Raw genomic sequence first — 23,502 nt, forward strand, 5'->3', positions numbered from 1 at the left:
CTTTTTTTGATTCTAAATTTTCGACATTAGAATAAGAAAGATGTTTAATATATCCAAAATGTACATTTAGGAGAAAAACATGAGCGAACAAACATTACCAGAAGCAATCAATAATTTCGTGAATTACACCAATTCAGCCGATTCAGAAAACTTCGTCAAATCATTTACCGAAGATGCAGTTTTGAATGACTGGGGAACAGAATATCAAGGTCAGAAGGGCATTGCCAGTTGGAATCAAACCGATAATATTGGGAAGAAGTCACAATTTAAAGTAGTTGATGCCAAAAAGGAGAACGACAACACATGGATCGTTAATCTAAAAGTGACAGGCAATGGTTTTAATGGCGTAAGTCCTTTTGAGATGGAAGTTAAAGACGATTTGTTACAGAGCGTTAAAATTTTACCAGACTAAAATAAATGTGTTTTGTTTTTTTGATTGACCACAATTTGTTTTAATAAACAGTAAAATTAGTCATATCCACGGAAAAGGGCTAATAATTCTAGCCTCCGGGTGTAGGAACGAAAGCCAGCAGTGACGGTGGTGTTAGCACTTTAGTGCTTACAGCACAGGACGTATTTTGAGATTCGCGTACTTTGCGAAGCTCAAAATCGAGTCTCGAGACCTTGGCTCGAGACGGTCCCACAGCAGGCTTTCGTTCCTACGCCCAGAGGCGGCAGCAAACAATCACAAAAAAAGCTCGACCAGTAATCCAATCAGGATTTGGTCGAGCTTTTATCATCAGCACCACTAATTATTCTTCAGTATCAGGTGCACTATACTTAGAAATTTTAATTTCATCTTTATCGAGATGTGCTTCTAGTTGCTTATCCTTTGGATGATCCAAGAAGTAGTCAGCAACTTTATCTTCAATTTGTTCTTCAATCACACGACGGAGTGGACGAGCACCCATCTTAGGATTGTAGCCCAAATCAACTAGCTTATCTTTAGCATCCTTAGTTACATGAATGCTTAAACCTTGATCGGCAATCATCTTGTTAGTATCTGTCAACATCAAATCAACGATGTGCAATAGATTGTCCTTTGTTAATGAGTTGAATTCAACGATACCATCGAATCTGTTCAAAAATTCAGGTTTAAAGAATTCTGACAAACGGTTCATAACTGAATTAGTTGTACCAGCTGATTCAGCACCGAAACCAACATTAGCTTCTTGCATGCCTTGTCCGGCGTTAGAAGTCATGATAATGATAGTATCCTTGAAACTAACAGTTCTACCTTGAGAGTCTGTCAAACGGCCATCATCGAGAATTTGCAAGAACATATGCATAACATCTGGGTGAGCCTTTTCGATTTCATCTAACAAAATCAAACTGTATGGATTACGACGAACCTTTTCAGTCAATTGACCGGCTTCTTCGTAACCAACATACCCTGGAGGCGAACCGATTAACTTAGAAACTGAATGTTTCTCCATATATTCAGACATGTCGAAACGAATCATTGAATCCTCAGAACCAAAGAGTTCTTCAGCGAGTTGTTTAGCAAGTTCAGTCTTACCAACACCAGTAGGTCCGACAAATAGGAAGGAACCAATTGGACGACCAGACTTATTGAAACCAACACGGTTACGACGAATAGCACGAGCTACATCACCAACAGCCTTGTCTTGTCCAATAATGTGACCTTTCAAATCAGATTCCAAGTTCTTCAATTGAGCTTGTTCGTTTGATTGAAGTTCACCAACTGGAATATTAGTCTTTTCTTCAATAATCTTTTCGATTTCCTTGTCAGTCACAATATTTTGACCAGCAGGTTCGTCTTTATTACTATTCTTCATATCTTGGAATTTAGTAACTTGATCACGATAGTAGGCAGCTTTTTCGTAATCTTCATTACGAAGGGCAGCTTGCTTTTGCACTTCGGCATCAGAAATCTTGTTATCTAAGTCTTCCATATCGACGTGGTTGATTTGTAAGTTCTTCTTAGAACCGGCTTCATCAATCAAATCGATCGCCTTGTCAGGCAAGAATCTATCCTGAATGTAACGAGCTGATAATTCAGCAGCAGCTTTAATTGCTTCATTAGAGTATTTTACATGATGGTAATCTTCATATTTAGGTTGTAGACCCTTAAGGATTTGAACAGTTTCTTCAACAGTAGGTTCATTAACTTGAACTGGTTGGAGACGACGTTCCAAAGCTGAATCCTTTTCAATTGTCCGATATTCATTTAAGGTTGTTGCACCAACAAGTTGAAGTTCGCCACGGGCTAGGGCAGGTTTCAAAACATTCCCAGCATCCATACCGCCTTCAGCATTACCAGCACCAACAATCTCATGAATTTCATCAATGAATAAGATAATGTCTTTTTGTTTTTGAAGTTCGTTGATCAATTGTTGCATTCTTTGTTCGAATTGACCACGAACACCAGTACCTTGAACAAGTGAGACAACATCAAGACGTACGACACGTTTGTGTTGCAACTTTTCAGGTACATCACCGTCGACGATCTTTTGGGCAAGACCTTCAACAACGGCTGTTTTACCAACACCTGCTTCACCAATTAATACAGGGTTGTTTTTTGTTCTTCTATTTAATATTTCAATTACACGACTGATTTCTTTGTCACGACCAATTACTGGGTCGATTTGTCCTTTTTTAGCAAGGGCAGTAAGATCGACACCGTATTGATCTAAGACTCCGTTACCTCGAGGTCTGCGGCCATTTCCATTGCCGTTACCAGTTTGGGTTTGGGGACCTTGTTGCTCGAAAGCATTAGGTTGTTGTCCGCCATTCAAAGCGTTGAACAAGTCTTCAAAACTAGAAAATCCACCGTTTGGATTTTGTGCCATATTATTCATACCTTCGTTAGCTTGATTTCTTAACTTTTGATAACAGTCTTGGCAGAGATTGATTTCCGTCCTTTGACCATTAACACTTGTATAAAGATGAATTGTTGCTTCATTCTTATGACAATTTTGACATAACATTCGCACCCCACCTTTCCTTAATCACAGGATACAACGGTAGTATATAATTAGCACTCGAGTAATGCAAGTGCTAAGTCTTGGATTTTTTTAAAATTTATCAAAATAATAGTAAGGAAAATTAATTTTTCAAATTTATGTGAAAAAAATTGATAATATAAACGCTTTCAGGCTCTAGTGTTGTAAGCGTTAAACGTCTTATCGATCTTGACTTATCTTAAGCTTTTTTGGATAAACCACTTGTGAAAATTTAAAGATAATGGTAAGTTAATTAGTGAATATTTGTAGTGTTACTACAGAATTTTATAATTATATGGTGAGGTATTTATTATGGAAAAGAAAGAATTTCACATTATTGCAGAAACAGGAATCCACGCACGTCCAGCTACTATGTTGGTACAAACAGCAAGTAAATTTAGCTCAGATATTAACATTGAATTCTCTGGTAAATCAGTAAACTTGAAGTCAATCATGGGTGTTATGTCACTTGGTGTTGGCCAAGGTGCTGACGTTACAATTACAGCTGATGGTGATGACGCTGCTGATGCAGTTGCAGCTATTGCTGATACTATGACAAAAGAAGGTTTGGCAGAATAATGGTTAAGACTATTAAGGGAATTGCAGCCAGTGATGGTATCGCTACTGCTGAAGCATACCTTTTAGTTCAACCAGATTTGTCTTTCACAAAGAAAAGTATTTCAGACACTGACGCAGAAGTTAGTCGTTTAAAGGGTGCTATTTCGACATCAGATGATGAACTTACTAAGATCAGAGATATCGCTAAAGAATCTCTTGGTGAAGAAGAAGCTCAAGTCTTTGATGCTCACAAGATGATTTTGGCTGATCCAGAATTTACGGGTGCAGTTGAAAAAGAAGTTACTGACAAGAGTGTTAATGCTGAACAAGCATTGCACGATATTTCAGAGAACTTCATTGCTATTTTTGAGGGAATGACAGATAACCCATACATGCAAGAAAGAGCCGCTGATGTACGTGATGTTACAAAGCGTGTTATGGCTCACTTGTTAGGTGTATCACTTCCAAACCCAGCTTTAATCGACCACGATGTCGTTATTGTTGCACATGATTTGACACCTAGTGACACAGCTCAATTGAACAGCTATGTTAAGGGATTTGTTACTGATATCGGTGGTCGTACAGCCCACTCAGCTATTATGGCACGTTCACTAGAACTACCAGCTGTTGTTGGTACTGATACAATTACTACTGATGTTAAAGAAGGAGATACAGTTATCGTTGATGGTTTGAATGGTGCTGCTATCGTTGATCCTTCAGATAGTGATATCAAACATTATCAAGAATTAGCTAAGAATTTTGCTGACGAAAAGGCAGAATGGGAAAAATTAAAGGACGAACCTTCAGTTACTGCTGATGGCAAGCACTTTGATATTGCAGCTAATATCGGTACACCTGATGATCTCCAAGGTGTTATTGAAAATGGTGCCGAAGGTATCGGTTTGTATCGTACAGAATTCTTGTACATGCAATCAGAAAGTCTTCCAACCGAAGAAGATCAATTCAAGGCCTACAAGAAGGTTCTTGAAGGTATGAAAGGTAAGCCAGTCGTTGTCCGTACTATGGATATCGGTGGTGACAAGCATCTTCCTTACTTACCACTTCCTGAAGAAATGAACCCATTCTTAGGTTACCGTGCTATCCGTATCAGTTTGGATAGACAAGAAATCTTCAGAACTCAACTAAGAGCTTTGCTACGTGCATCTGCTTTTGGTAAGTTACGTATCATGTTCCCAATGATTGGTACTTTGCAAGAATTTAGAGATGCTAAGAAGGTCTTTGAAGAAGAAAAGGCTAAGTTAGTTAAAGATGGCGTTGAAGTTTCAGACAGCATTCAATTAGGAATGATGATGGAAGTTCCAGCTGCTGCTGTTCTTGCAGACCAATTTGCTAAAGAAGTTGACTTCTTCAGTATTGGTACAAACGACTTGATTCAATACACTATGGCTGCTGATCGTGGTAATGAACACGTTTCATACCTCTACCAACCATACAACCCTTCAATCTTAAGATTGATCAAGCATGTTATTGAATCAGCTCATAAAGAAGGCAAATGGGCCGGCATGTGTGGTGAAGCCGCAGGTGACAACACAATGCTTCCATTGCTATTGAGCATGGGTCTAGATGAATACTCAATGAGTGCTACATCAGTTCTTCGTGTAAGAAGCTTGATGAAGAAGTTGAGTACTAAGGATCTTGCTACATTGGCTGATCGTGCCGTTAATGAATCAATCACTAATGAAGATAACAAGAAGCTTGTTGAAGAATACTTGAACAAGTAATAATGTAAATTAAAAGAGACTTGCAGAAATGCAGGCCTCTTTTTTTTATGCCGTCTCCAGGAGCAAGCAAGAATGCCTGCTGTGGGACCGTCTGGAGCCAAGGTCTCCAGACTCGGTTTTGAGCTTCGCACAGTTCACGAATCTCAAAACACGTCCTGTGCTGTAATGGCTAAAGCCATAACACCACTGTCACTGCTGGTATTCTTGCTTGCTCCCTCCGACTAAGTTAACTGATTTTTTGAAATAGTATTGTACAGTCAGGTGCTAATACATAAGTTCCAAATTAATAAATAAAGTAATTTTTATTCTATGAAAATAATTAATTGTATTTGGAATACATATAGATTTGCCGTCTTTGTGGTAACCTTTTCATATGAATACTAAATGATGTGGGGATTATTGAATGACAAAATATCGGTGGCAAGCTAGTGCTTTGGTTTTAGTTACTTTCATGCTGGGTTGTAATGAATTTATGGTTGTCGGGGTACTTTCGGATATTGCTAAGTCTTTGTCGGTAACTGTTGCGACGGCGGGGTACTTGGTGACGATTTTTGCGATTGTCTATGCGATTAGTACGCCTATTATTACGATTTTGGCTAATCGATTTGACCGTTATAAAACGTTGATGGTCTTGCTGGTTATATTTTTGATTGGTAATACTTGGAGCGGTTTTACCACTAGTTATGGGTGGTTTTTGGTTTCGCGAATGTTGACCGCAGCTGTAGCTGGTTCGATTGAATCGTTGGTGATTTTGTTTGCCAATGATATTGCCCCTCGAAGTAAACGTGCAATGTTGATTTCTTGGATTGCGGCTGGTTTTAGTATTGCCTCAGTTGTTGGGGTACCGATTGGAACGGCAATTAGTACAGCAACTAGTTGGCATGTGGCTTTCCATTTGATATCGGTACTTAGTTTTTTGACAGTTTTAGTTATGGCTTGGTTGTTGCCCAAGAATATTAAGCAAGTGTCAGGTGGTATTAAAGATCAATTGGTTTTGCTGACGGATAAACGAATTTATTTGGGTGCAGCCTTGATACTTTGTTCGGCAGCGGCAATGTACTCTTATTACACTTACATTAGACCACTACTGACAACTGGCTTGGGGTTTGGAATAGTTGCATTAAATTGGTTGTTATTTGCCATCGGACTGGTCAGTATTATGGGTAATCAATTATCCGGCACGGTCGCAAAACGCAGTGGTTTAAAGAGTATGCCAAAGTTTTACGTGGTTAATATTGTCTTGTTATTATTATTTCCCTTGGCAATGAATAATGCTGTGACTGGCTTTGCTTTGTTGATTGTATTGACGTTGATAATTACCGTGGTAAATTCACCAATACAGATTCACTTCTTAGATGTAGCTGAGGCTGATTATCCACAAGCAATTTTGTTAGCTTCATCTTTAAATGCCATATTTTTCAATATCGGTATTTCAGCAGGTTCGGCAACAGCAGCCTTAATATTAGCTAACAGTGATTTAAAGCAGTTAGGACTTGGTGGAGCGGCATTTGATATCTTAGCATTAATAATTGTAGTAGTGTTGAATCAAACAATACTTAAATATCAACAAGCAAAAATAACTCACGAAAAAGACTAGTATTTGTTTTACTAGCCTTTTTTTACCACTAAAATTTCGGGATTCAGGTATTATGTGTTTGTAGTATAGGTCATAAAAATACGATTAAGTGGGGATGAATACATGATTATTGCTCCATTATTTATTATTTTATTATTGCTAGCTATTGCAATTGTACTTTGTATTATCGGTTTTAAAATAACGAGAAAGTCGACTAAATTCAAAAAAAGTACTAGTGATATTGAAAATTTGCAACTCTCAATTAATCTGGCTAGAAAATATCCTCAAGAACTTCGCCATTTAAAAAAAATATATCTAATATTTTTAATATCTTATTTGGTCATTCTTATGAGTTTAGCTGCCATTATTGCCGGCTTATACATGGAGTTTATGTATAGTGATCAGACGATTACTAGTGTAGGTTTTCTAATAGCCTTTGTGTCGATAATAGTAGAAATGATTTTTTTACGGAAATTATTATTGTTGAGGATTAAAATGCAAACGAATCTGAAAGAAAGTTCTGATGAACAAAATCAACAGAGAATTATACAGTATATTGCATCTAATCAGAATATAATTGAGGGCCAAAAGTATATATCAATAGCATTTGCATTAATTTTTATCATCGTATTTATTATTCGATATGAACTCTTTTGAAGAGATGCTTTAATCCAAAAAGGAACATTGAAACCATCGGTTGGTTTTAATGTTCCTATTTTAATTCAATTTTTAAATTTTTACCCATGGCAGAAGCCAACTTAGTGAGCGTATCAATACTAGTATTATTGCCATTTTCAATTTTAGATATGGTGGAAACTGGAACACCTGAATGTTTCGATAGGTCAGATTTTGTCCATTGCAATTTTGTTCTGCATTGATGAATGGAAACAGCAATTGCTAAATAAATACTTTCCCGTTCGAAGTCTAATTTAAAGTCTGGATCTTGTAGCTCTTTTTCAAGTAGATTATCGAGAGTATTATTTTGGGCCATAGAGTAACTCCTTTATAAAATATTATTTTACAATCCGCCATGCAACAAAGTAGTTAAATATTTATCAGCAGTTTCTTTATCCACATCGGGTTGTTCAAAAAGACACCATTCCAGCATCCCCACAATCAAATCGCTATAAAAACGAGCTAACAACTTAGGTGGAACTCGTTTTGAAGTGCTAGGTAAGCAGTATTCAACAATAATTCTATTAGCTTCTCGTTTCAAATAGCCTGCTGTATTGTGCCACAAATGAGAGTCAACACCGTTACTTTTCTTAATGTTTTCCAATAAAGGTTTGTTACTGTGGAAAAAGTCGAGTAGGAGATTGAAAGTTTCAATTAATCCATCTTCATTACGGGTAATGTCAGGTATTTTTTTGAAAATATCGCGTCCAATGTATGACCAAAGATACTGCAATAAATCTAATTTATCATCGAAATAGTTATAGAAGGTGGCTCGAGGGTATTCACTCTTTTGGCAAATATCGTTAACGGTAATTTTATCGAATTCCTTTTCACCTAATGCTTCAAACATGGCAATTCGAAAAGCTTTAAGGGTTCTTTTTGCACCAAGTGTCAGGTGCTGAGTAATGTCAATCTTCATTTCCTAGTTTCCCCCAAAATTCATTTATACATTTAATCATTAGTTTTAGTCTAGCATATTGTAAACGTTTTACTTAAATAAATGAGTGTCTAAATTTTTACAAAATATAAATAGTGTCTAAATATAGGCTAATATATAAAATTTGTCTCTTGTATAAGAGTTTCATTGATTTTATTATTATCAGTGAATTTTCAGAAAGTATTATGATGGTATTCATGTAAGGAGATAGAGCTATGCAAAAGAAGTTGAGTCGATATATTGCAGCTTTGATTGGTTGGATCATTGTGGTTGTTATTGCTTTAGTAGCGATGCCGAATGTTTCGCAACTGGTCAGAAATAAGGGGAATTTCACATTACCCAATACTGCTGAAAGTCAGAAAGCTTCCAATATTGAAAAGAAAGCCAATGGCAATAAGGCCGTTCGAACTTATACAGTTGTTTTCAAAAATGATAGTGGGGGCAAACTTTCGTCTTCACAGGCAACTGATATCAATGATAAATTAAACGAATTGAGCGACAAAAAGTTACTCAAAGTCACTAATGTCATGGGTCCGAGCGATAACGCTGAAACTAAAAAGCAATTGATTGCTAAAGACAAGACGACCCAATTAGCTCAGGTCACGGTCAAAAAGAACAACTATGTCGGGCAACAAGTTAAAGAGTTACAACGACAATTAAGTGTTTCGGGTATCAAGACTTATGTCACTGGTGTTGACGCCTTGAACGATGCCTTTTCAACTGTAACTGAAAAGGGGATTCAAAAGACGGAAGTTATTGCGGTGATTTTTATTTTTATCGTTTTAATTTTAGTCTTCCGTTCACCAATCGTACCTTTGATTTCCTTACTCAATGTCGGAGTAGCCTTTGCCACTTCATTGAGTATCGTCATGAATTTAGCACAAAAAGTTGATTTTCCAATTTCCAACTTTACTCAAGTCTTCCTAGTTGTTGTCTTGTTTGGGATTGGGACTGATTACAATATTTTACTTTATAACTACTTCAAAGGAGCATTAGCTAGGGGACTCTCGGCTAAAGAGGCTTCACATGAAGCTCAGATTCACGGTGGTCGGACGATTCTTTATAGTGGTGTTTCCGTCTTCATCGGTTTTTCAGTTTTGGCTCTAGCCAAGTTCTCGTTCTATCAAAGTGCTGTCGGCGTTGCCATCGGTATTTTAGTATTGCTGGCTGTTTTATTGACGCTCAACATGTTCTTCATGCAAACGTTAGGTGAAAAAATGTTTTGGCCTAGCAAAGTTACTGCTGGCGGTGGCAAGAGTCGGATGTGGTATGGTTTATCGAGATCGGCCTTAGCCTATCCAGTTGTCATGCTCGGTATCATTGCTGTCTGTGCAGTGCCATTTTTCATCAATCAAGATTCAACCTTGAACTTCAATAATGCCGATGAAGTGCCTGATAGCTATCAAGCTAAAGCAGGCTATCAAATTATTCAAAAGCATTTCAGTAAAGGGATGTCTGCTCCAGCTAACGTTGAAATTGAGGATAATTCCAAGATGACAACACAAGCTAAGTTGGCAGCCATTGATGATTTAACAACTTACTTACAAAAAGAACCAGGCGTTAAAACAGTTACATCAGCAACTGAACCTGGTGGTAATAAAATTCAAAGTATGTATCTCAAGAACCAATTAGTTACAATTACGAATGGTTTAACAACTTCAACTAAAGGACTTGAGAAAATTAAGTCCGGTTTGAATTCAGCTAGTTCGCAATTACAGAGTGCCAATATTAGCGGCAGTACCGCTCAAGTTCAACAATTAGCTAACGGTACAAGTCAATTACAAAGTGGAGCTCAACAGTTATCAAGTGGTATTAATCAATATACTGCTGGAGTAAATAGTGTTAACAGTGGTGTTCAAAGTGCTAATAGCCAATTGCCAGCGTTGACAAGTGGTGTTTCAACTTTGAGTAGTAGTTCAGCTCAGCTAGCAACTGGTATGTCACAACTACAATCACAAGTTAGTTCATTGTCTGGTCAAGCTACTCAATTGTTAGCTTTGATGCAAGCTTCTGGTCAAAATACAGGAGCTGCTAGTGGTGAGATATCACAATTACAAAGTTCAATCAGCCAATTGAGCGCTGGTTCAACAGCTTTGTCCTCCGGAATTTCACAATTGTCAGGTTCAATGCCTGGACTAACTTCAGGTATGTCAACCTTGGCTAGTGGCACAAGTACCTTAGCTGCAACTAGTTCAACCTTAAATTCTGGTAGCCAAAGTGTTGCCAGTGGTGCAACGACTGTTAATAGTGGTGTTCAACAAATGAATACGCAGTTGCAACAAATGGCTGTGGAAGTTACTCAGCTTGAAAGTGGATTATCTTCAGCAAATGATGGATTAGATACAATTGCTCAAGGTAATACAACAATGAAGAATTATTTAGATGGCTTACGGACCTCATATGTTGGTGATACGTTCTATCTACCAAAGGATACAATCAAGAGTAAAGCCTTCAAACCAGCACTTGATGCTTATATGAATGATGATCGAAAGATAGCTTCATTGACGATTATTTTCAAGGGTGACCCTAATAATGAGACAACTTCGAAACAATTAAAGACGATTCAATCTGACATGAAAGCTAAATTAAAGCATGGTCCATTGAAGCATGCGAAAGTCGCTGTCGGTGGTCAAACATCACAAAATAATGATTTGAGAACGTTGGCTAACGGTGACTTTGGTCGGACAGCAACAATTATGACGATTGGTATTGGCATTGCCTTGATTGTTGTAACTGAATCAATTTTGCAACCAATGACGATTATCGGAACATTGTTGTTAGCCTATGAAGTTTCGTTAGGTATCACAAGAATCTTCTCGAAACTAGTTTTGCATGACAATATGTTGAGCTGGAATACACCGTTCTTTACATTTATCATGTTGATGGCGTTAGGTGTTGATTACAGTATCTTCTTGATGATTCGATTTAAGGATGAACCAATGCCTGATTTGAAAGATCGGATGTTAAATGCGGCTACATCAATAGGAACGGTTGTTATTTCCGCAGCTATCATTTTGAGTGGTACCTTCGCAGCCTTGATGCCATCAGGTGTCACGACATTGATTCAAGTTGCATTAGGCGTTATCTTCGGATTGATTATTCTAGTAATAATCTTGCCTTTGACAATGTCATCGTTGATTAGTTTGACTACATGGCATGATAAACGCTTGTTTAGAGTTAAGAAACCTAAAGACAAAAAGAAAAATAATGATGATGCTAGTGATGTAGCGGATTCCAAAGCATAAAAAAACAGCTGTCATGAGAATTTCATTTCTCGTGGTAGCTATTTTTGACTTTTGTATTGTTCGTAATAGGTGTTGATAATTAGGGCAATGAGAATTAAAAGGATTCCAAAAAGTGAACCCTTTAGTGAAAACATTTTTTTGGTTTCGAGAGCAAGGTTCATATTACCGATGTAAAAAAGAACGATAGCTTGGAATATAAAGGCAATGGTATGATTTTTCAAGTAATCAAGAGTGTTTTTGCGAAATTTTTGCATGAACATAAAAATCCCTCCTAATTTAAGTTGCTTATTAGTCATAGTATATTACTGAAGATAGGAATAAGTAAACTCTAGAAAGATTAGCAAATCATTGAAATATCCATTAAAGTCAATTCCAGCTTGATTTCAATCATGGAAGAAATTTTTCAATGTATGTTACCCTAATATAAGAGTTTTTATGAGAGGGGACATATGAAGAATAAAGTTATTCGTAATTTTTTAATATTTGTCATCTTCTGGTTACTAATCACGCTAGGGATGAATATTATGCAGCAACGACCATTGTTTTACAGTTTTCCATGGGAAGTATTGTTGATCTTCCTACTATCACTAATTCAAATTGTTACCAATTATCCACGTAAAGTTATTTGGGGCATTTACTTCGTAGTCTTCTTTATATTTATGTTGTTAACAGGTGGGTATTATAATTGGACATCACTAATAACATTTGCGATGATGTCAGTGTTTATGAGTGCGATAACGTATTTCATTGGAAATCAGTTTAAAAAAGGTGAACACGTTAAATGAGAAAATTATCATGGCTGATTTTGGGATTGGGAGTTCTTTTATTAGCCGGTTGTAGTGTTAAAAATAATCAAACAGAGCAACAAGCACAAAAACTTCAACAGACGATTCGAAAGAATCAGAAAGTTTGGCAAAAACAGAAGTCAGCTGCGGTTAATGTTAATCAAAAAGATTTAGCACCATTCGTAGCGACCATACCGACCGGTTATCATGATGAAGATATGTCATTGTCACGTTTTAAAAATGGCAGTCAGCTAGTCGTTCAAGCACAAGTAGTTAATCTGCAGGCTGAAAAACCAACGTTGGTAACAGAAACCAAAACCACACTTTATATCAAAAAAGTATTGGCTGGTAACAAGGATTATCAAGGAAAGACCATCAAAACTGAATTGTCAGGTGGACTTACGACCGCAAAGTTTAAATATACAAGTCTAGAAGGTGAATACATCGGTAAACAGTATGGCGTCAAAAATCCTCAAACTGAAGTTTATAATGATAATCCCAATAGTCCATTACCAAAGATTGGTCAAACAATTATCGTTGGACTAAATCCATTTCGTCCAGAGAATGAACATGATCTTAAACAACATCAAGAAAATGGTTTAACAACCAAGAATTTTTACGTCATTAATAATCCCGACGTTACTTATTGGGTTAAACGTGATGGAAAATATCAGCTAAATAATCCAGCCTTTTCGAAACGGGATAATGTCAAGAAATATCCTAATTTGAATGGATTATCTAAATATTTTAATCAGCATCTAAATGGTTAAAATTCATACCGTAAGTTAAAAGAAGTTGAATGATTAAATGTCATTCAACTTCTTTTTGATTAGAAAATTTTTCTATAAATTTATTAAGATCAGAAATGACATTTTACAAAATGTACGTTATTATCCGCTAGCTTATCATGATTTTTGTGTTGTGTAGATTAAATTGATGAAGTATTATTAAAAATAATATAATAATTTTCTAATCTAAGAAGGCGGAATATGGATAAGTTTAAGAGGCAAATATATTTAGCAACATCGGCATCCCTGATATCAGGTTTTGGCAATGGGATGTTCTCCTTCGCCATTGATTTGTATGTTCTAAGAGAATCCTCATCGCCCTTATGGTTTGCTGGAACTCAAATAATTTCGCCATTAATCGCCTTTTTTCTTTCTCGTAAAGTGGGAGATTTGATAGATAAATACCCTCACAAAAAAATACTTAGTTTGGCGTATATTGCAGAAATTATCGTGACCCTAAGTTATTTCTTCTTATTGCAACTTAAAGTATCAATGACGGTAAAGTTCTTAATGACGTTGGTTGTATTGGTATTCCTTAATATATTTAATTTAGTTGAGCAATCATCATATCAAGCATCGGTTATTAATTTAGTGCCGAAAGATCGCATCCAAAAATTGAATTCCATGCAACGATTAGCAGCGTCATGCTCACAAATTTTTTCACCAGCACTTGGAGCTTCGATATATTCTTTATTAGGAATGCACAATATGATTTCAATTAGAATCGTGACGGTTCTAATGTCATTAATTTTGATTTCAATGATTGATTTTTCAGCAGCAGCAAATGACGTAATAGATGCGAAAGAAAAAGTAACAAAACAGACTAATCTAAAAATTCACGAAATATTAAAAGGCAATAGGGTATTGTTATATGCGATTATCATGTCCATTGGCGTTAATATCTTTTTAGCAATATCTAATATTGCACTACCATTTTTAATGGTACATATTTTGAAATTCACGAATGGTCAATATGGCTTGCAACAAACAATGGTCGGAGTCGGCTCGATTTTGGCAGGCGCTTTTCTCTCAATGGGGAAGAATATATCAAAACCAGTTCGAGTAAGTATGATTGCGATGATAAACATATCCATTTCATTGATGATTTTTGGAATAACAGGAATCGTGAATATTTCTCACTTATTTAGTTTGGTAGTATTCCTAACCGTTTCAACAATTATGGGCGCATCCCTAGTTGCAATGGAAATACCAATGAGCACATATATGCAGGCGTCAGTTCCCAAGAATATCCAAGGAAAAGTCTTTTCATTTGTCTTTGGAGCATCTCAGATAGCAATGCCAGTTGGAACAATAATTGGAACAGTGTTCGTATATAGTCCGTTTATTTTATTAATTATAAGTGGGGTACTTATGGCAGTTTTCGTCACATTTAATTATTTGAAAAATGGTAGGTCTGTTGCTAAGATATCGTAATTATTTGAATTAACTCTAGTGAGTTTCAAGCTTGCTAGAGTTTTTTAATTGAGACAATAAATCCTAAACCAGCGAATAAACTAGTCGGAGTGAATGAGGGAGATGTTACCAGCAGTGAAAGTGGTGTTAGGTCGGTGATTTTCCGGCCTTACAGCACGGACGTATTTTGAGATTCGCGTACTTTGCGAAGCTCAAAATCGAGACTTGAGACCTTGGCTCAAGTCGGTCCCACAGCAGGTAACATCTCCCTCATTCACGGAGGCGGCCCCAATAGTTAAATTACTCTTAAACCTTCCCCAATATCAGCCACCCCAAAAACCTAAGAATTATAATTAATTATGAATATTTCAATATGGAGGGATTAATTTTGAAAAAAAGTACATCACTATTATTCAGTGGACTTTTAGTTTCAGGTATGGTCCTAGGTGCAACTGTTACATCAACAACAGTTCACGCTGACAATACTGCTACTACTCAAGCCACAGCTAACGTTACAAACAACGTTTCTTACTATGATCAAAATGGTAAATTTATCCTTAACAAGGATGAACAAGGAACAAAGGGTTCACCAATTACATTTGCCCCAGACGGATTTGCTATTCCAACTAACAACCAAGCTGTTTTCGGTGACGATGCCGCTACTGTTAGAGTTACTGTTAACGAAATGATTTCTGTTAAGGTCAACTATGTTGATCAAAATAACAAATTAGTTAACTCCGAAGTTGTTAACGGTGGTGTTGGTAATACAGCTAAATTGACTGATTTACCAGCCGGCTGCAACTGGGTCAACGATGCTGAACAAACAATTACTTTAGTTGATGGCAAGGAATACAACGTACCTGTTACTAAGAAGGTTTTCAACACAGTTATCTTTAAGACTGCTGATAATACTGAAGTTGGTCGTACCGAAGTCTTTAGTGACAAAGTTGGCGATGCAATTAACTTAACATCAAGTCAAATTCCTGCTGGCTACAAAGCTGACACAACTAGTTTGACACTTCAAACAGATAATAATACCCAATTTATTACTGTCACAAAGGATGCAGAAGCTGCTACAGGTACCGTTACTGTTAATGATCAACCAGCTCAACTTTACACAATTTACGGCAATACCATTACCGGTCGTACTTTGAAAGCTAACTCATCATGGAAGATTTTTGATACTAAGGTTATCAAGGGTAAGACTTATTACAAAGTTGCTACAAACGAATGGGTCGAAGCTAGTGCTGTAACTGTCAATAATGACACAACTAACACAGTGACACCATTTACAAGTACCGTTACAACTGGTAGCGTCGTTTCAAAATTGTACAACAAAGAAGGTAAGCTATTAACTGGTCGTGCTTTGGGTCCAAACACTGGCTGGAAGACTGCTAACAAGATGATCTTAAACGGTCACACTTACTATCAAGTTGCTACTGACGAATGGGTTGATGCAAGTACCGTTACTGTTGCTGGCGAAACAAGTACTGACAACAATGTCACACCTTCAACGGGTGTTGTAACAGTAGGGTCAAATCTAGCTCTTCTTTATACTAAAGATGGCAAAGCTATTACTGACCGTGCCCTAAGACCTGGTACTCCATGGCAAACAGCTAATAAGATGACTTTAAATGGAGAAACTTATTATCAAGTTGCTACAAATGAATGGGTTAAAGGTAGCGATTTAGCTAAATAGTTAGAGAGTGGAGAAGTGGCGGTTAGCTCCCAAGCATTTTCGTAGCTTGATGAATTACATGCCGATTTTGCATGTGATTTATCAAGTTATGAAAAGCGGAAGGAGTTGCCACTTCGGAACTCGTTTTAGATAAAACAAAAAAATGTCACTTCATTAATTTTTGAAGTGGCATTTTTGTTATGCTTTGTAAGTTTCGGCAATCCATTCATGCGTTGAAACACGACGATAAGTTACGCCATCAACTGTTTTAGATTGGTCAGTATACCAAACAGAATCATTGGCAACAGCACGATTTTCGATTGGAACGACTTGATTGTCAGTATTAATACCAACAAGTGGGACAAAGTCGCCATGGGCATTATGAACTTTAATGACGTGATCATTTTGACCATTAACATCACCATAAGTTTTTAAATTATTATAGTAAGTTTTAATCAAGTCATTGAATTGGTCCATGTTGTAACCCCAAATACTGAAGTAATAAACAGGATCTTGGTGCGTCGTTTCATGCCACGTGTTGCTGGCTTGAGCATGGGAGATAACAGTTTGACCAGGGACATCTGGTAAATTGTATTGAATTAATTTTGAAGCAATGTAATAAGCGTCATTTGAAAGTGAGCGGGCAAAAGCATCGTAAGAATTTACTCGACAAAGTTCAACTTGAACGTAACGGGCATTGGCAGTTGGACCAGCTCCCCAAACAGCGTAGTCGGTATTATGAATGTTTAAAATCTTGTTATCATCAACAAAAGCGTGGACGTAAGTTTCTAGTTTAGGCCAATTAGCATTGAAACGGTCAGTGAATTGTTGAGCAGTAACATTAGCCTCCGAAGTTTCATGGACAACGACACCTTCGGGATGACCAACACCATTGCGATAGCCAGTCCATTCGCTGAAAGTACCTTCTTGGTTTTGAATCGCAGCCGGTTTGATTTTGTTGGAAATGATGTAATCGTTGATTTTTGAATCAGCTTTAACAGTCGTTATGTGCGTTAAGCCGATGATTGAAAATAACATAATAAAAGATGTGATAAAAAATAGTTTCTTTTTTGTGATAATGATTCCCCCTATAAGTTCCAATATTAAGAGTAGCATATAAGAAAGTTAGGAAAGTTTACAGAACCGTTACAACTAAAAAAATCCAGACAACCACTAGAGATTGTCTGGATTTTCTTAATTATGATTATAGTTAATATTAATTGTTTTCTTAGAATGTAACTTAATAGAACTGAGAGCATGTAATACTTGATACAACCCTAGACTACCAACGATTGCAATCACAGGTAAGAATTCAATTCGGTAACGACCTTGGATTTCAATCAACAGTTGAACGACCGCAAAAGCCATTAATGGCAATAACAAGAGATACAAATTATCACTGAATTTAGCTCGGAAAAGTTGTAAGGAACCAATCCATGAGAAGATGATCAAAATAATTGAACCTGTATATGCTAGAAAGTTAATTCGATCAACTGTTTTAACGGAGTGCGTCATACGAATATTAGCAGCGTCAGTCGCCATAGTTCGACTAGACCAGAGTCCTTGTGTTTTGTGAATGAAGAGGGATAACCAAGCGTGATTTTCGTTGAGATAGGCAATTTCTTTATGTAACTGAGCTTTCTCAACCTTACTCATCTGGTGACGTGTCTTATTAGGATTGATTAACTTGTCCATATCAGGTGAATAAGTTCCGTTGGATTGATAATTTAGTCCAGTTACAAATTTCCATTCAGGGTCATTGTTGGTCAAACCATAGGCGTTGATGCCAGTAGCTTTGATACCCCAACTTGAAAGAGAAAAGAGTACGAAATAAATTACGAGTGTTAAGAAGACTTTCATTGTAGCGTGATAATCTTTCTTCTTTAATAGTAGGTAAATCAATGCATAGACGACGATACCTGCGATAATAACTGGTCCAATCGGGCGAATTAAGCAACCACCGGTCAAAGTTATCCCAGCTAAAATGTAATATTTTAACTTATTTTGCATTATTAAGTAGAAAGTTATCAAGTAGAAAAGTGAACCTAAGTATTGGTTACTAGCCTGACTATTTAAGGCGAACCAATCGAGATCAATCATCAAAATGAGAATGGATAAACGGGCCATTTTGATATTGTGGAAAATTTTAATAACGAAGAGGTAAGTAAATAACAGGATTAATGCCTGATAAATAACGTTGAGAAATTGGATAGCAAAGATATGATAGCCAAATATTTTTGAAACAATCATTGCATAAACAAAGTAGCCTGACTGATAGGCATATTTGGAAAAATAATCATTGTCAGTTTGATAAAGTGGATCACCAACTTTGTAATTAAGTAGCCGATCCCAGAAATTACCGAAATCACTTAATTGCACTGACGGTACTTTGGAAATCCATAGCAGTGCTGTAATTGTAAAAATCATTAACATCGTAATAACAACGAGCCAATTGAGTGTTTTGTCGTCAGTCTTTATTTGCGTCAGCCCATAGCCAACTAGCAGGACTAGTAGGATAGAGGCAATGACAATTATGGAATTATGAGAATTTTGGAATAAAAAGTTTTGGTGATAGAAGACTAACATTAATAGAAAGGCCGCAGAAGTAAAGATGGCGACACAGGTTAGAATGGTTTTACTGATGATACTTTGAAATTTTTCGATAATGTTTTTCCCCCTTAAAAAAGTGGGTATCCTACAATGAATATGTCTGTTTAAGCATAAAGTGAATCCATTTACGAGTCAGTATGCCGTAATATTACGGATTGTCTTGCCTAAAAATCTAATACTCATGTTAAATGACAAAAGCAGCCAAAATATCGGCTGCTTTTGTTTTGTTATATATATCCCCAATAGGAGAAAATACCCTCAAGAAATATACTACACTAAGATAATTTATCTTTAAATAGCATTTAGGATGATATCCTTAAAAGGCAAATAATAATATGAGAGTATAAAAAAATTCTCGCCAATTAGCGAGAATATAATTATTTATTGAGGCACTTCTTTAATGCAGCAAGTTTACGACGGGCAACATCACAGGTAGTGCCGTCTTTAAAGACTAACTTATGTTCCTTACTGTCAACAGATTTAATGTTGTTAGGGTTCACTAGAAGGCTTTTGTGAGCACGATAGAAGTTAGGAAGTCGATCTTCGATAGCTTTTAAAGTATCAGGAAATTCAATTATTTCATTTGTTGAGTGTAAAAAGACATTATGATTATTTTCTGATGATTCAAAATAATTGATTTGATTAATGTCAAAAGCATACTTCTTGGAACTGATCTTGAAGTTGAACTTTTCGACATTTTGGTCACTAGAGGGAATAAGTCGTTCAATCGTTATATCTAAATCTTGGTACAGTTTCTTTTTGATACCATCTAAACCAATCTCTTTGGCGATATAGTCCAAAGGTTCTACCTTTCGATCAAAAATCAAAGTAGTTAGTTCCTCATGAGTAGTTATAAATACAATTTTAGAATTTAAATCTTGTTGTCGAATTTTTGTTGCTAAGTCAATACCTTTAATTTTTGAGTCAGGAAATTCTATATCTAACAAGAAGAATTTAATATCATTGGGATGGCTTTCCATATATATGCTTACGTCATTGGGATTACCAGTGGAGAGAATGATTTTCATACTAATATTTGGGTGCTTTTTTATGTAATCCTTTATCATCAGTTGATAATACATGCGTAATTCTTCGTTATCTTCACAAATTATTATATTTAATAACATTATTGATCTTCCAATACAGTTAAGATGGTTGAATAATAACCATCCTTTATTTTTGTCTGTAATAACAAATTATTATTTGAGTTGACAATCTCATTCACAGTCGCAAGACCTAAGCCACTATGATTTTTCTTAGTGGAGTAACCTGCGGTATAGATTTTATTTAGTTCAATGGTGTTTGATGATTTTAAACTATTCTTGATGACGAATTCTATATATCCGTCAAAAGATATTAAGGCAAAGTTTAATTCAGGTTTTTCAGCTTCGTGACTGGCGTCGATAGCGTTGTCTAACAATATTCCTAAAATTCTGGTTATATCAACAGAGTAATTAGAAGGAATATTGGCTTTGGTGTCAACTTCGAAATCGACCTTTATACTATTATTACTAGCATATATCAATTTGGAAATTAATATTCCTTTAATCAATTTATCTTTAATGCTGTATAAATTTGCTTTATTACTATCGGATGTTAGATTCATGCGTTTATAATTTAATAGTTTATCGATAGAAGGTTTTAAACTTTTATTGTCATTAGCTGATACAGATAGTGATAATAGAAGGTTTTTATAGTCATGTTTGAGCTTGCGTAATTCATTATTTCTTTTTTCTAGTTCATTGATATATGCATCGCGCTCATTCATTTGTTGAAGTTTGAGCTTAGTTTGCATTTCTCTAAAATGGCTGTAAATTAGCATTGTTATACTAACAGTCATGAAAATAATCGTTACGGTAATCATTAAGGTAGTTATTTTAAAATACCTTTGTTCAATGTTAAGGTATTTCGTTAAATTATCTAATGATAAATAAAATAAATTCAATATAATTAATGTAATTAAAATGATTCTTTTAATCACATTATCTTTTATGAAAGCCCTCAAATGATATCTTTTATCAAATGATTGAAATATATTAAGCGTTATTAATGAAAAGAAGTAATTTAATATTGAAAGGGTTGTAAATAAAATAACTGATTGACCAGCAGTTTTAGGATCGGATAAAGATGGTAGAACTCCGATAATAACAACACTCCCTAATCCTTGAGTAACTGTTGTTAGTAGTAAAGAAAATAACCAAACTAATAGTCTATCTGTAAGACTATGGTTTGACCTTATAAAAAATGCAGCTATGAAAACTACTAGAAAAGAACTTAAATCAGGATAATTAGATGAAAGAGTATCAAATAATGTGAGAAGTATGCAAATAATAAAAACTAATATATAATTCAACTTACTTTTAGACTTAGGTAATATACTAAAGTAAATTATAAATAATAATAATGTATTTAGAAAATCGTTGATGGCCCAAGCTGTATTATAAGTTAACACAATTGGTACCTGGTTAAACTATAAGAACTGTTGCTTTTAATAGTTAAACTTAATATATTTAACATAATTATAATCCCCCTATATAATATTATAATTATTTATTACAATATTGAAGATTTTATCATAAAGGACGTTTTTATGATGTGGGGAATACGTGAACGGTAAATTATATTCTTGAATGGTATACTTAATACTAATTTGAATATTCATGGTTGAGGTAGAAATATGTTTTTAGGATCAGTTATCTATGATAAAAGGCGTAGTTTAAATTTAACTCAAAATGATCTCGCTAATGGTGTTTGCAATCAAAATACAATTAGTAAGATGGAAAAGCATAATATGACACCGCAGATTGATGTCTTAATTAAGATTTGTCACCGATTGGACTTATCTTTAAATGATGTTTTCAGTGACTTTTCAAGTGATTCTAAGCAGGAACAAATTTTTGTTTTAGATTCAATTGAAGAGAATGTATTATTGAATGACATTTCTGAGATTGATACGAAGTTATCGTTAGTTAAAGATGATATCAATTCCAAAGATATGGCTCAATTTAGCTTTATCGAAGGTGTTTTGCAATTTTGGCAATCTAATTTAGAAAGAAGTTCATTTGAATTAGATAAAGTTGTTAAAGAAACGAAATCAGATAATGACAATATTTATACTTTGATGGCATATTTAATTAAGGCAATGATTTATTTAAAACAAAACCATCCTGATATGGCTGCTTATTACTGCAAAACAATTGCTGACTCGTTACAAGAAAATTTAAATATTGCTAATGCACAAGGAATTGAAATTCTTTTCATATGTAAGTCACTTGGGAAAATCTATGCGGATTTAAATCAAATTGATTTGGCAATTGAGATTTCAAAGCGTGGAATAAAATATGCTAATGAAAAACACTTGTCATATTTTATTGACGAATTAAACTATAATATTGCTTTAGCACTCAAACCAAAAGGTACTGATAATCAAGAATTTCAAAAGTACCAAAAGATTGCCTACTACTCAGCAATTTCTTTAAATCATGAATCTTTCCAAAAGAAAATTGAAAAAGAATTGTTAAATAAATAGTTAAGATTTATTTAATTAGTAGCTAAAAATAATCTTCTGATAGTATAGTGGATGTCGTAAAAGGGAATCTACTAAGGGAGATATTAATATGCAAACATTGGATCAATCAAAATCATATTATCGTCGTATCACAACACTCGATATTGTAACTATTTTGATGATAATAGGCTTGCTGTTCTTTACGAATGGATTTTTACTTTCATTATTATTGATTGTTGTTTATCCATTCAGTCATTCAAAAGTTTTAGTATCAGATATTGGGGATAAAAATACTAAGATTTGGGTTCGCAAGATGGACTGGGATGTATACCGCAAAGAACATCGCTTAGGTCCAGTTATGCAATATAAATCCCGTAGTACGGTTGATATGAAACAGGCTTAGCAGACTCTCGGGTCTGCTTTTTTTGTACCTAAAGGAGTACAATTAAATTAATAAATAGTTTATGGGGGGGGATTCGATATGAAAAAAATCACAACTTATTTAGCAGTTTTCGTTGGTTTATTATTTGGCGCTTTAACATTAACAAATACGACAACCGTTAAAGCTGATTCACCGCTACCTGCAGGTCGTTATAGTTTCGCAGTAACGAATAAAGCTCAAACAACCGATATGCAAGGCAATGTTACGGCAACTGTTTTGGATGCTGGTTCAGTTTGGAAAATCAACAGTGAATATACTCACGGTAATCAAACTTATTTCCAATTGGCACCCAATTTATTAGTAAATCAAAATGACGGGTACCTATATTTACCAAGTGTTGGAACAGTAACAATTAGCACTAAAACACCAGCACCGTTGTATGACCACAATGGAAAATTGATTACTGACCGTGCTTTGTCACCAAAATCATCTTGGTATACTGACAGAACTATTTTCCGTGATAAGATGACATTTTATCGTGTTGCGACTGATGAATTTGTTTCATTAGCTGATGCACTTGGTTAAATATTTGAGCAGACTATGTGTCTGCTTTTTTTAATTTAATGAACCTATAATTGG

21 protein-coding genes are annotated in these 23,502 nt (G+C 35.4%); 13 read left to right on the forward strand and 8 right to left on the reverse strand.

The genetic code is table 11. From position 1 onward, the window contains the following. Nucleotides 1-79: 79 nt before the first annotated feature. Complete coding sequence (locus FD31_RS08270) at nt 80-412, forward strand: hypothetical protein (protein ID WP_057892304.1); 333 nt, start codon at nt 80-82, stop codon at nt 410-412. A 340-nt stretch (nt 413-752) separates the two neighbouring features. Here the strand turns inward: FD31_RS08270 and FD31_RS08275 are convergent, their stop codons facing one another. Beyond that, nucleotides 753-2,951 carry an ATP-dependent Clp protease ATP-binding subunit gene (locus FD31_RS08275; RefSeq protein ID WP_057892305.1) on the reverse strand — a complete coding sequence of 733 codons (2,199 nt, stop codon included), beginning with the start codon at nt 2,949-2,951 and terminating at the stop codon, nt 753-755. A gap of 327 nt (nt 2,952-3,278) precedes the next feature. On the opposite strand from FD31_RS08275, the gene FD31_RS08280 reads away from it, so the two are divergent. From FD31_RS08280 to FD31_RS08295, 4 genes are all read left to right on the forward strand, one after another. After that, a complete protein-coding gene (locus FD31_RS08280) occupies nt 3,279-3,545 on the forward strand; it encodes a phosphocarrier protein HPr (RefSeq protein WP_057892306.1) in 267 nt (88 codons plus the stop codon). Then, entirely contained in the window at nt 3,545-5,266 is a 1,722-nt protein-coding gene (gene ptsP / locus FD31_RS08285) for a phosphoenolpyruvate--protein phosphotransferase (RefSeq protein WP_057892307.1), read from the forward strand. Before FD31_RS08280 ends, ptsP begins: the two co-directional genes overlap by 1 nt. 403 nt (nt 5,267-5,669) lie before the next feature. Continuing rightward, the gene (locus FD31_RS08290; RefSeq protein ID WP_057892308.1) at nt 5,670-6,863 is read left to right on the forward strand and encodes an MFS transporter; all 1,194 of its coding nucleotides are present in this window, start codon (nt 5,670-5,672) and stop codon (nt 6,861-6,863) included. Nucleotides 6,864-6,965: 102 nt separating this feature from the next. Further along, nucleotides 6,966-7,499 (forward strand): hypothetical protein, encoded by a 534-nt coding sequence (locus FD31_RS08295; protein ID WP_057892309.1) that lies wholly within the window; start codon nt 6,966-6,968, stop codon nt 7,497-7,499. Between the two features lie 55 nt (nt 7,500-7,554). Here the strand turns inward: FD31_RS08295 and FD31_RS08300 are convergent, their stop codons facing one another. Both FD31_RS08300 and FD31_RS08305 read right to left on the reverse strand, forming a co-directional pair. Beyond that, complete coding sequence (locus tag FD31_RS08300; protein WP_057892310.1) at nt 7,555-7,833, reverse strand: helix-turn-helix domain-containing protein; 279 nt, start codon at nt 7,831-7,833, stop codon at nt 7,555-7,557. Between the two features lie 27 nt (nt 7,834-7,860). Beyond that, nucleotides 7,861-8,436, reverse strand: coding sequence for a TetR/AcrR family transcriptional regulator (locus FD31_RS08305; protein ID WP_057892311.1), 576 nt, complete (start codon nt 8,434-8,436; stop codon nt 7,861-7,863). 233 nt (nt 8,437-8,669) lie between these two features. Between FD31_RS08305 and FD31_RS08310 the strand changes: the two genes are divergently transcribed. Then, nucleotides 8,670-11,699, forward strand: coding sequence for an MMPL family transporter (locus FD31_RS08310; protein WP_057892312.1), 3,030 nt, complete (start codon nt 8,670-8,672; stop codon nt 11,697-11,699). 38 nt (nt 11,700-11,737) lie between these two features. On the opposite strand, the gene FD31_RS08315 is transcribed toward FD31_RS08310, so the two are convergent. Next, nucleotides 11,738-11,959 carry a hypothetical protein gene (locus FD31_RS08315; RefSeq protein WP_057892313.1) on the reverse strand — a complete coding sequence of 74 codons (222 nt, stop codon included), beginning with the start codon at nt 11,957-11,959 and terminating at the stop codon, nt 11,738-11,740. A 189-nt stretch (nt 11,960-12,148) separates the two neighbouring features. Here FD31_RS08315 and FD31_RS08320 point away from each other — a divergent pair, with 189 nt between their 5' ends. The 4 genes from FD31_RS08320 (at nt 12,149) to FD31_RS08335 (ending at nt 16,384) form a co-directional block, all read left to right on the forward strand. Next, nucleotides 12,149-12,484 (forward strand): hypothetical protein, encoded by a 336-nt coding sequence (locus FD31_RS08320; RefSeq protein WP_057892314.1) that lies wholly within the window; start codon nt 12,149-12,151, stop codon nt 12,482-12,484. Beyond that, complete coding sequence (locus tag FD31_RS08325; protein ID WP_057892315.1) at nt 12,481-13,254, forward strand: hypothetical protein; 774 nt, start codon at nt 12,481-12,483, stop codon at nt 13,252-13,254. The genes FD31_RS08320 and FD31_RS08325 overlap by 4 nt, the downstream gene beginning before the upstream one ends. 219 nt (nt 13,255-13,473) lie before the next feature. Continuing rightward, complete coding sequence (locus FD31_RS08330) at nt 13,474-14,706, forward strand: MFS transporter (RefSeq protein WP_057892316.1); 1,233 nt, start codon at nt 13,474-13,476, stop codon at nt 14,704-14,706. Between the two features lie 367 nt (nt 14,707-15,073). Beyond that, nucleotides 15,074-16,384, forward strand: coding sequence for an SLAP domain-containing protein (locus FD31_RS08335; protein WP_057892317.1), 1,311 nt, complete (start codon nt 15,074-15,076; stop codon nt 16,382-16,384). Nucleotides 16,385-16,561: 177 nt separating this feature from the next. Here FD31_RS08335 and FD31_RS08340 read toward each other — a convergent pair whose 3' ends face one another. The 4 genes from FD31_RS08340 to FD31_RS08355 form a co-directional block, all read right to left on the reverse strand. Then, on the reverse strand, nt 16,562-17,401 hold the full coding sequence (locus tag FD31_RS08340; RefSeq protein ID WP_057892318.1) for a peptidoglycan recognition protein family protein: 840 nt from the start codon (nt 17,399-17,401) through the stop codon (nt 16,562-16,564). A 156-nt stretch (nt 17,402-17,557) separates the two neighbouring features. After that, nucleotides 17,558-18,949, reverse strand: coding sequence for an ArnT family glycosyltransferase (locus FD31_RS08345; RefSeq protein ID WP_083483622.1), 1,392 nt, complete (start codon nt 18,947-18,949; stop codon nt 17,558-17,560). A gap of 401 nt (nt 18,950-19,350) precedes the next feature. Beyond that, on the reverse strand, nt 19,351-20,100 hold the full coding sequence (locus tag FD31_RS08350) for a LytR/AlgR family response regulator transcription factor (protein ID WP_057892320.1): 750 nt from the start codon (nt 20,098-20,100) through the stop codon (nt 19,351-19,353). Beyond that, a complete protein-coding gene (locus FD31_RS08355) occupies nt 20,100-21,425 on the reverse strand; it encodes a sensor histidine kinase (protein ID WP_057892321.1) in 1,326 nt (441 codons plus the stop codon). The genes FD31_RS08350 and FD31_RS08355 overlap by 1 nt, the downstream gene beginning before the upstream one ends. Before the next feature lie 225 nt (nt 21,426-21,650). Between FD31_RS08355 and FD31_RS08360 the strand changes: the two genes are divergently transcribed. From FD31_RS08360 to FD31_RS08370, 3 genes are all read left to right on the forward strand, one after another. Further along, nucleotides 21,651-22,502: a helix-turn-helix domain-containing protein gene (locus FD31_RS08360; protein WP_057892322.1), complete on the forward strand. Its 852-nt coding sequence runs from the start codon at nt 21,651-21,653 to the stop codon at nt 22,500-22,502. A gap of 88 nt (nt 22,503-22,590) precedes the next feature. Then, nucleotides 22,591-22,884, forward strand: coding sequence for a hypothetical protein (locus FD31_RS08365; RefSeq protein WP_057892323.1), 294 nt, complete (start codon nt 22,591-22,593; stop codon nt 22,882-22,884). 78 nt (nt 22,885-22,962) lie between these two features. Next, nucleotides 22,963-23,448: a hypothetical protein gene (locus FD31_RS08370; protein WP_057892324.1), complete on the forward strand. Its 486-nt coding sequence runs from the start codon at nt 22,963-22,965 to the stop codon at nt 23,446-23,448. Nucleotides 23,449-23,502: the final 54 nt, after the last annotated feature.

Source organism: Companilactobacillus nantensis DSM 16982 (genome assembly GCF_001435815.1).
GTDB lineage: Bacteria > Bacillota > Bacilli > Lactobacillales > Lactobacillaceae > Companilactobacillus > Companilactobacillus nantensis.

Coding starts and splice junctions, on each gene's coding strand:
- FD31_RS08270 (WP_057892304.1), top strand. CDS start 80: ATGAGCGAACAAACATTACCAGAAGCAATCAATAATTTCGTGAATTAC.
- FD31_RS08370 (WP_057892324.1), top strand. CDS start 22,963: ATGAAAAAAATCACAACTTATTTAGCAGTTTTCGTTGGTTTATTATTT.
- FD31_RS08280 (WP_057892306.1), top strand. CDS start 3,279: ATGGAAAAGAAAGAATTTCACATTATTGCAGAAACAGGAATCCACGCA.
- FD31_RS08315 (WP_057892313.1), bottom strand. CDS start 11,959: ATGTTCATGCAAAAATTTCGCAAAAACACTCTTGATTACTTGAAAAAT.
- FD31_RS08365 (WP_057892323.1), top strand. CDS start 22,591: ATGCAAACATTGGATCAATCAAAATCATATTATCGTCGTATCACAACA.
- FD31_RS08345 (WP_083483622.1), bottom strand. CDS start 18,949: ATGTTAGTCTTCTATCACCAAAACTTTTTATTCCAAAATTCTCATAAT.
- ptsP (WP_057892307.1), top strand. CDS start 3,545: ATGGTTAAGACTATTAAGGGAATTGCAGCCAGTGATGGTATCGCTACT.
- FD31_RS08360 (WP_057892322.1), top strand. CDS start 21,651: ATGTTTTTAGGATCAGTTATCTATGATAAAAGGCGTAGTTTAAATTTA.
- FD31_RS08340 (WP_057892318.1), bottom strand. CDS start 17,401: ATGTTATTTTCAATCATCGGCTTAACGCACATAACGACTGTTAAAGCT.
- FD31_RS08300 (WP_057892310.1), bottom strand. CDS start 7,833: ATGGCCCAAAATAATACTCTCGATAATCTACTTGAAAAAGAGCTACAA.
- FD31_RS08305 (WP_057892311.1), bottom strand. CDS start 8,436: ATGAAGATTGACATTACTCAGCACCTGACACTTGGTGCAAAAAGAACC.
- FD31_RS08350 (WP_057892320.1), bottom strand. CDS start 20,100: ATGTTATTAAATATAATAATTTGTGAAGATAACGAAGAATTACGCATG.
- FD31_RS08325 (WP_057892315.1), top strand. CDS start 12,481: ATGAGAAAATTATCATGGCTGATTTTGGGATTGGGAGTTCTTTTATTA.
- FD31_RS08275 (WP_057892305.1), bottom strand. CDS start 2,951: ATGTTATGTCAAAATTGTCATAAGAATGAAGCAACAATTCATCTTTAT.
- FD31_RS08320 (WP_057892314.1), top strand. CDS start 12,149: ATGAAGAATAAAGTTATTCGTAATTTTTTAATATTTGTCATCTTCTGG.
- FD31_RS08290 (WP_057892308.1), top strand. CDS start 5,670: ATGACAAAATATCGGTGGCAAGCTAGTGCTTTGGTTTTAGTTACTTTC.
- FD31_RS08295 (WP_057892309.1), top strand. CDS start 6,966: ATGATTATTGCTCCATTATTTATTATTTTATTATTGCTAGCTATTGCA.
- FD31_RS08310 (WP_057892312.1), top strand. CDS start 8,670: ATGCAAAAGAAGTTGAGTCGATATATTGCAGCTTTGATTGGTTGGATC.
- FD31_RS08330 (WP_057892316.1), top strand. CDS start 13,474: ATGGATAAGTTTAAGAGGCAAATATATTTAGCAACATCGGCATCCCTG.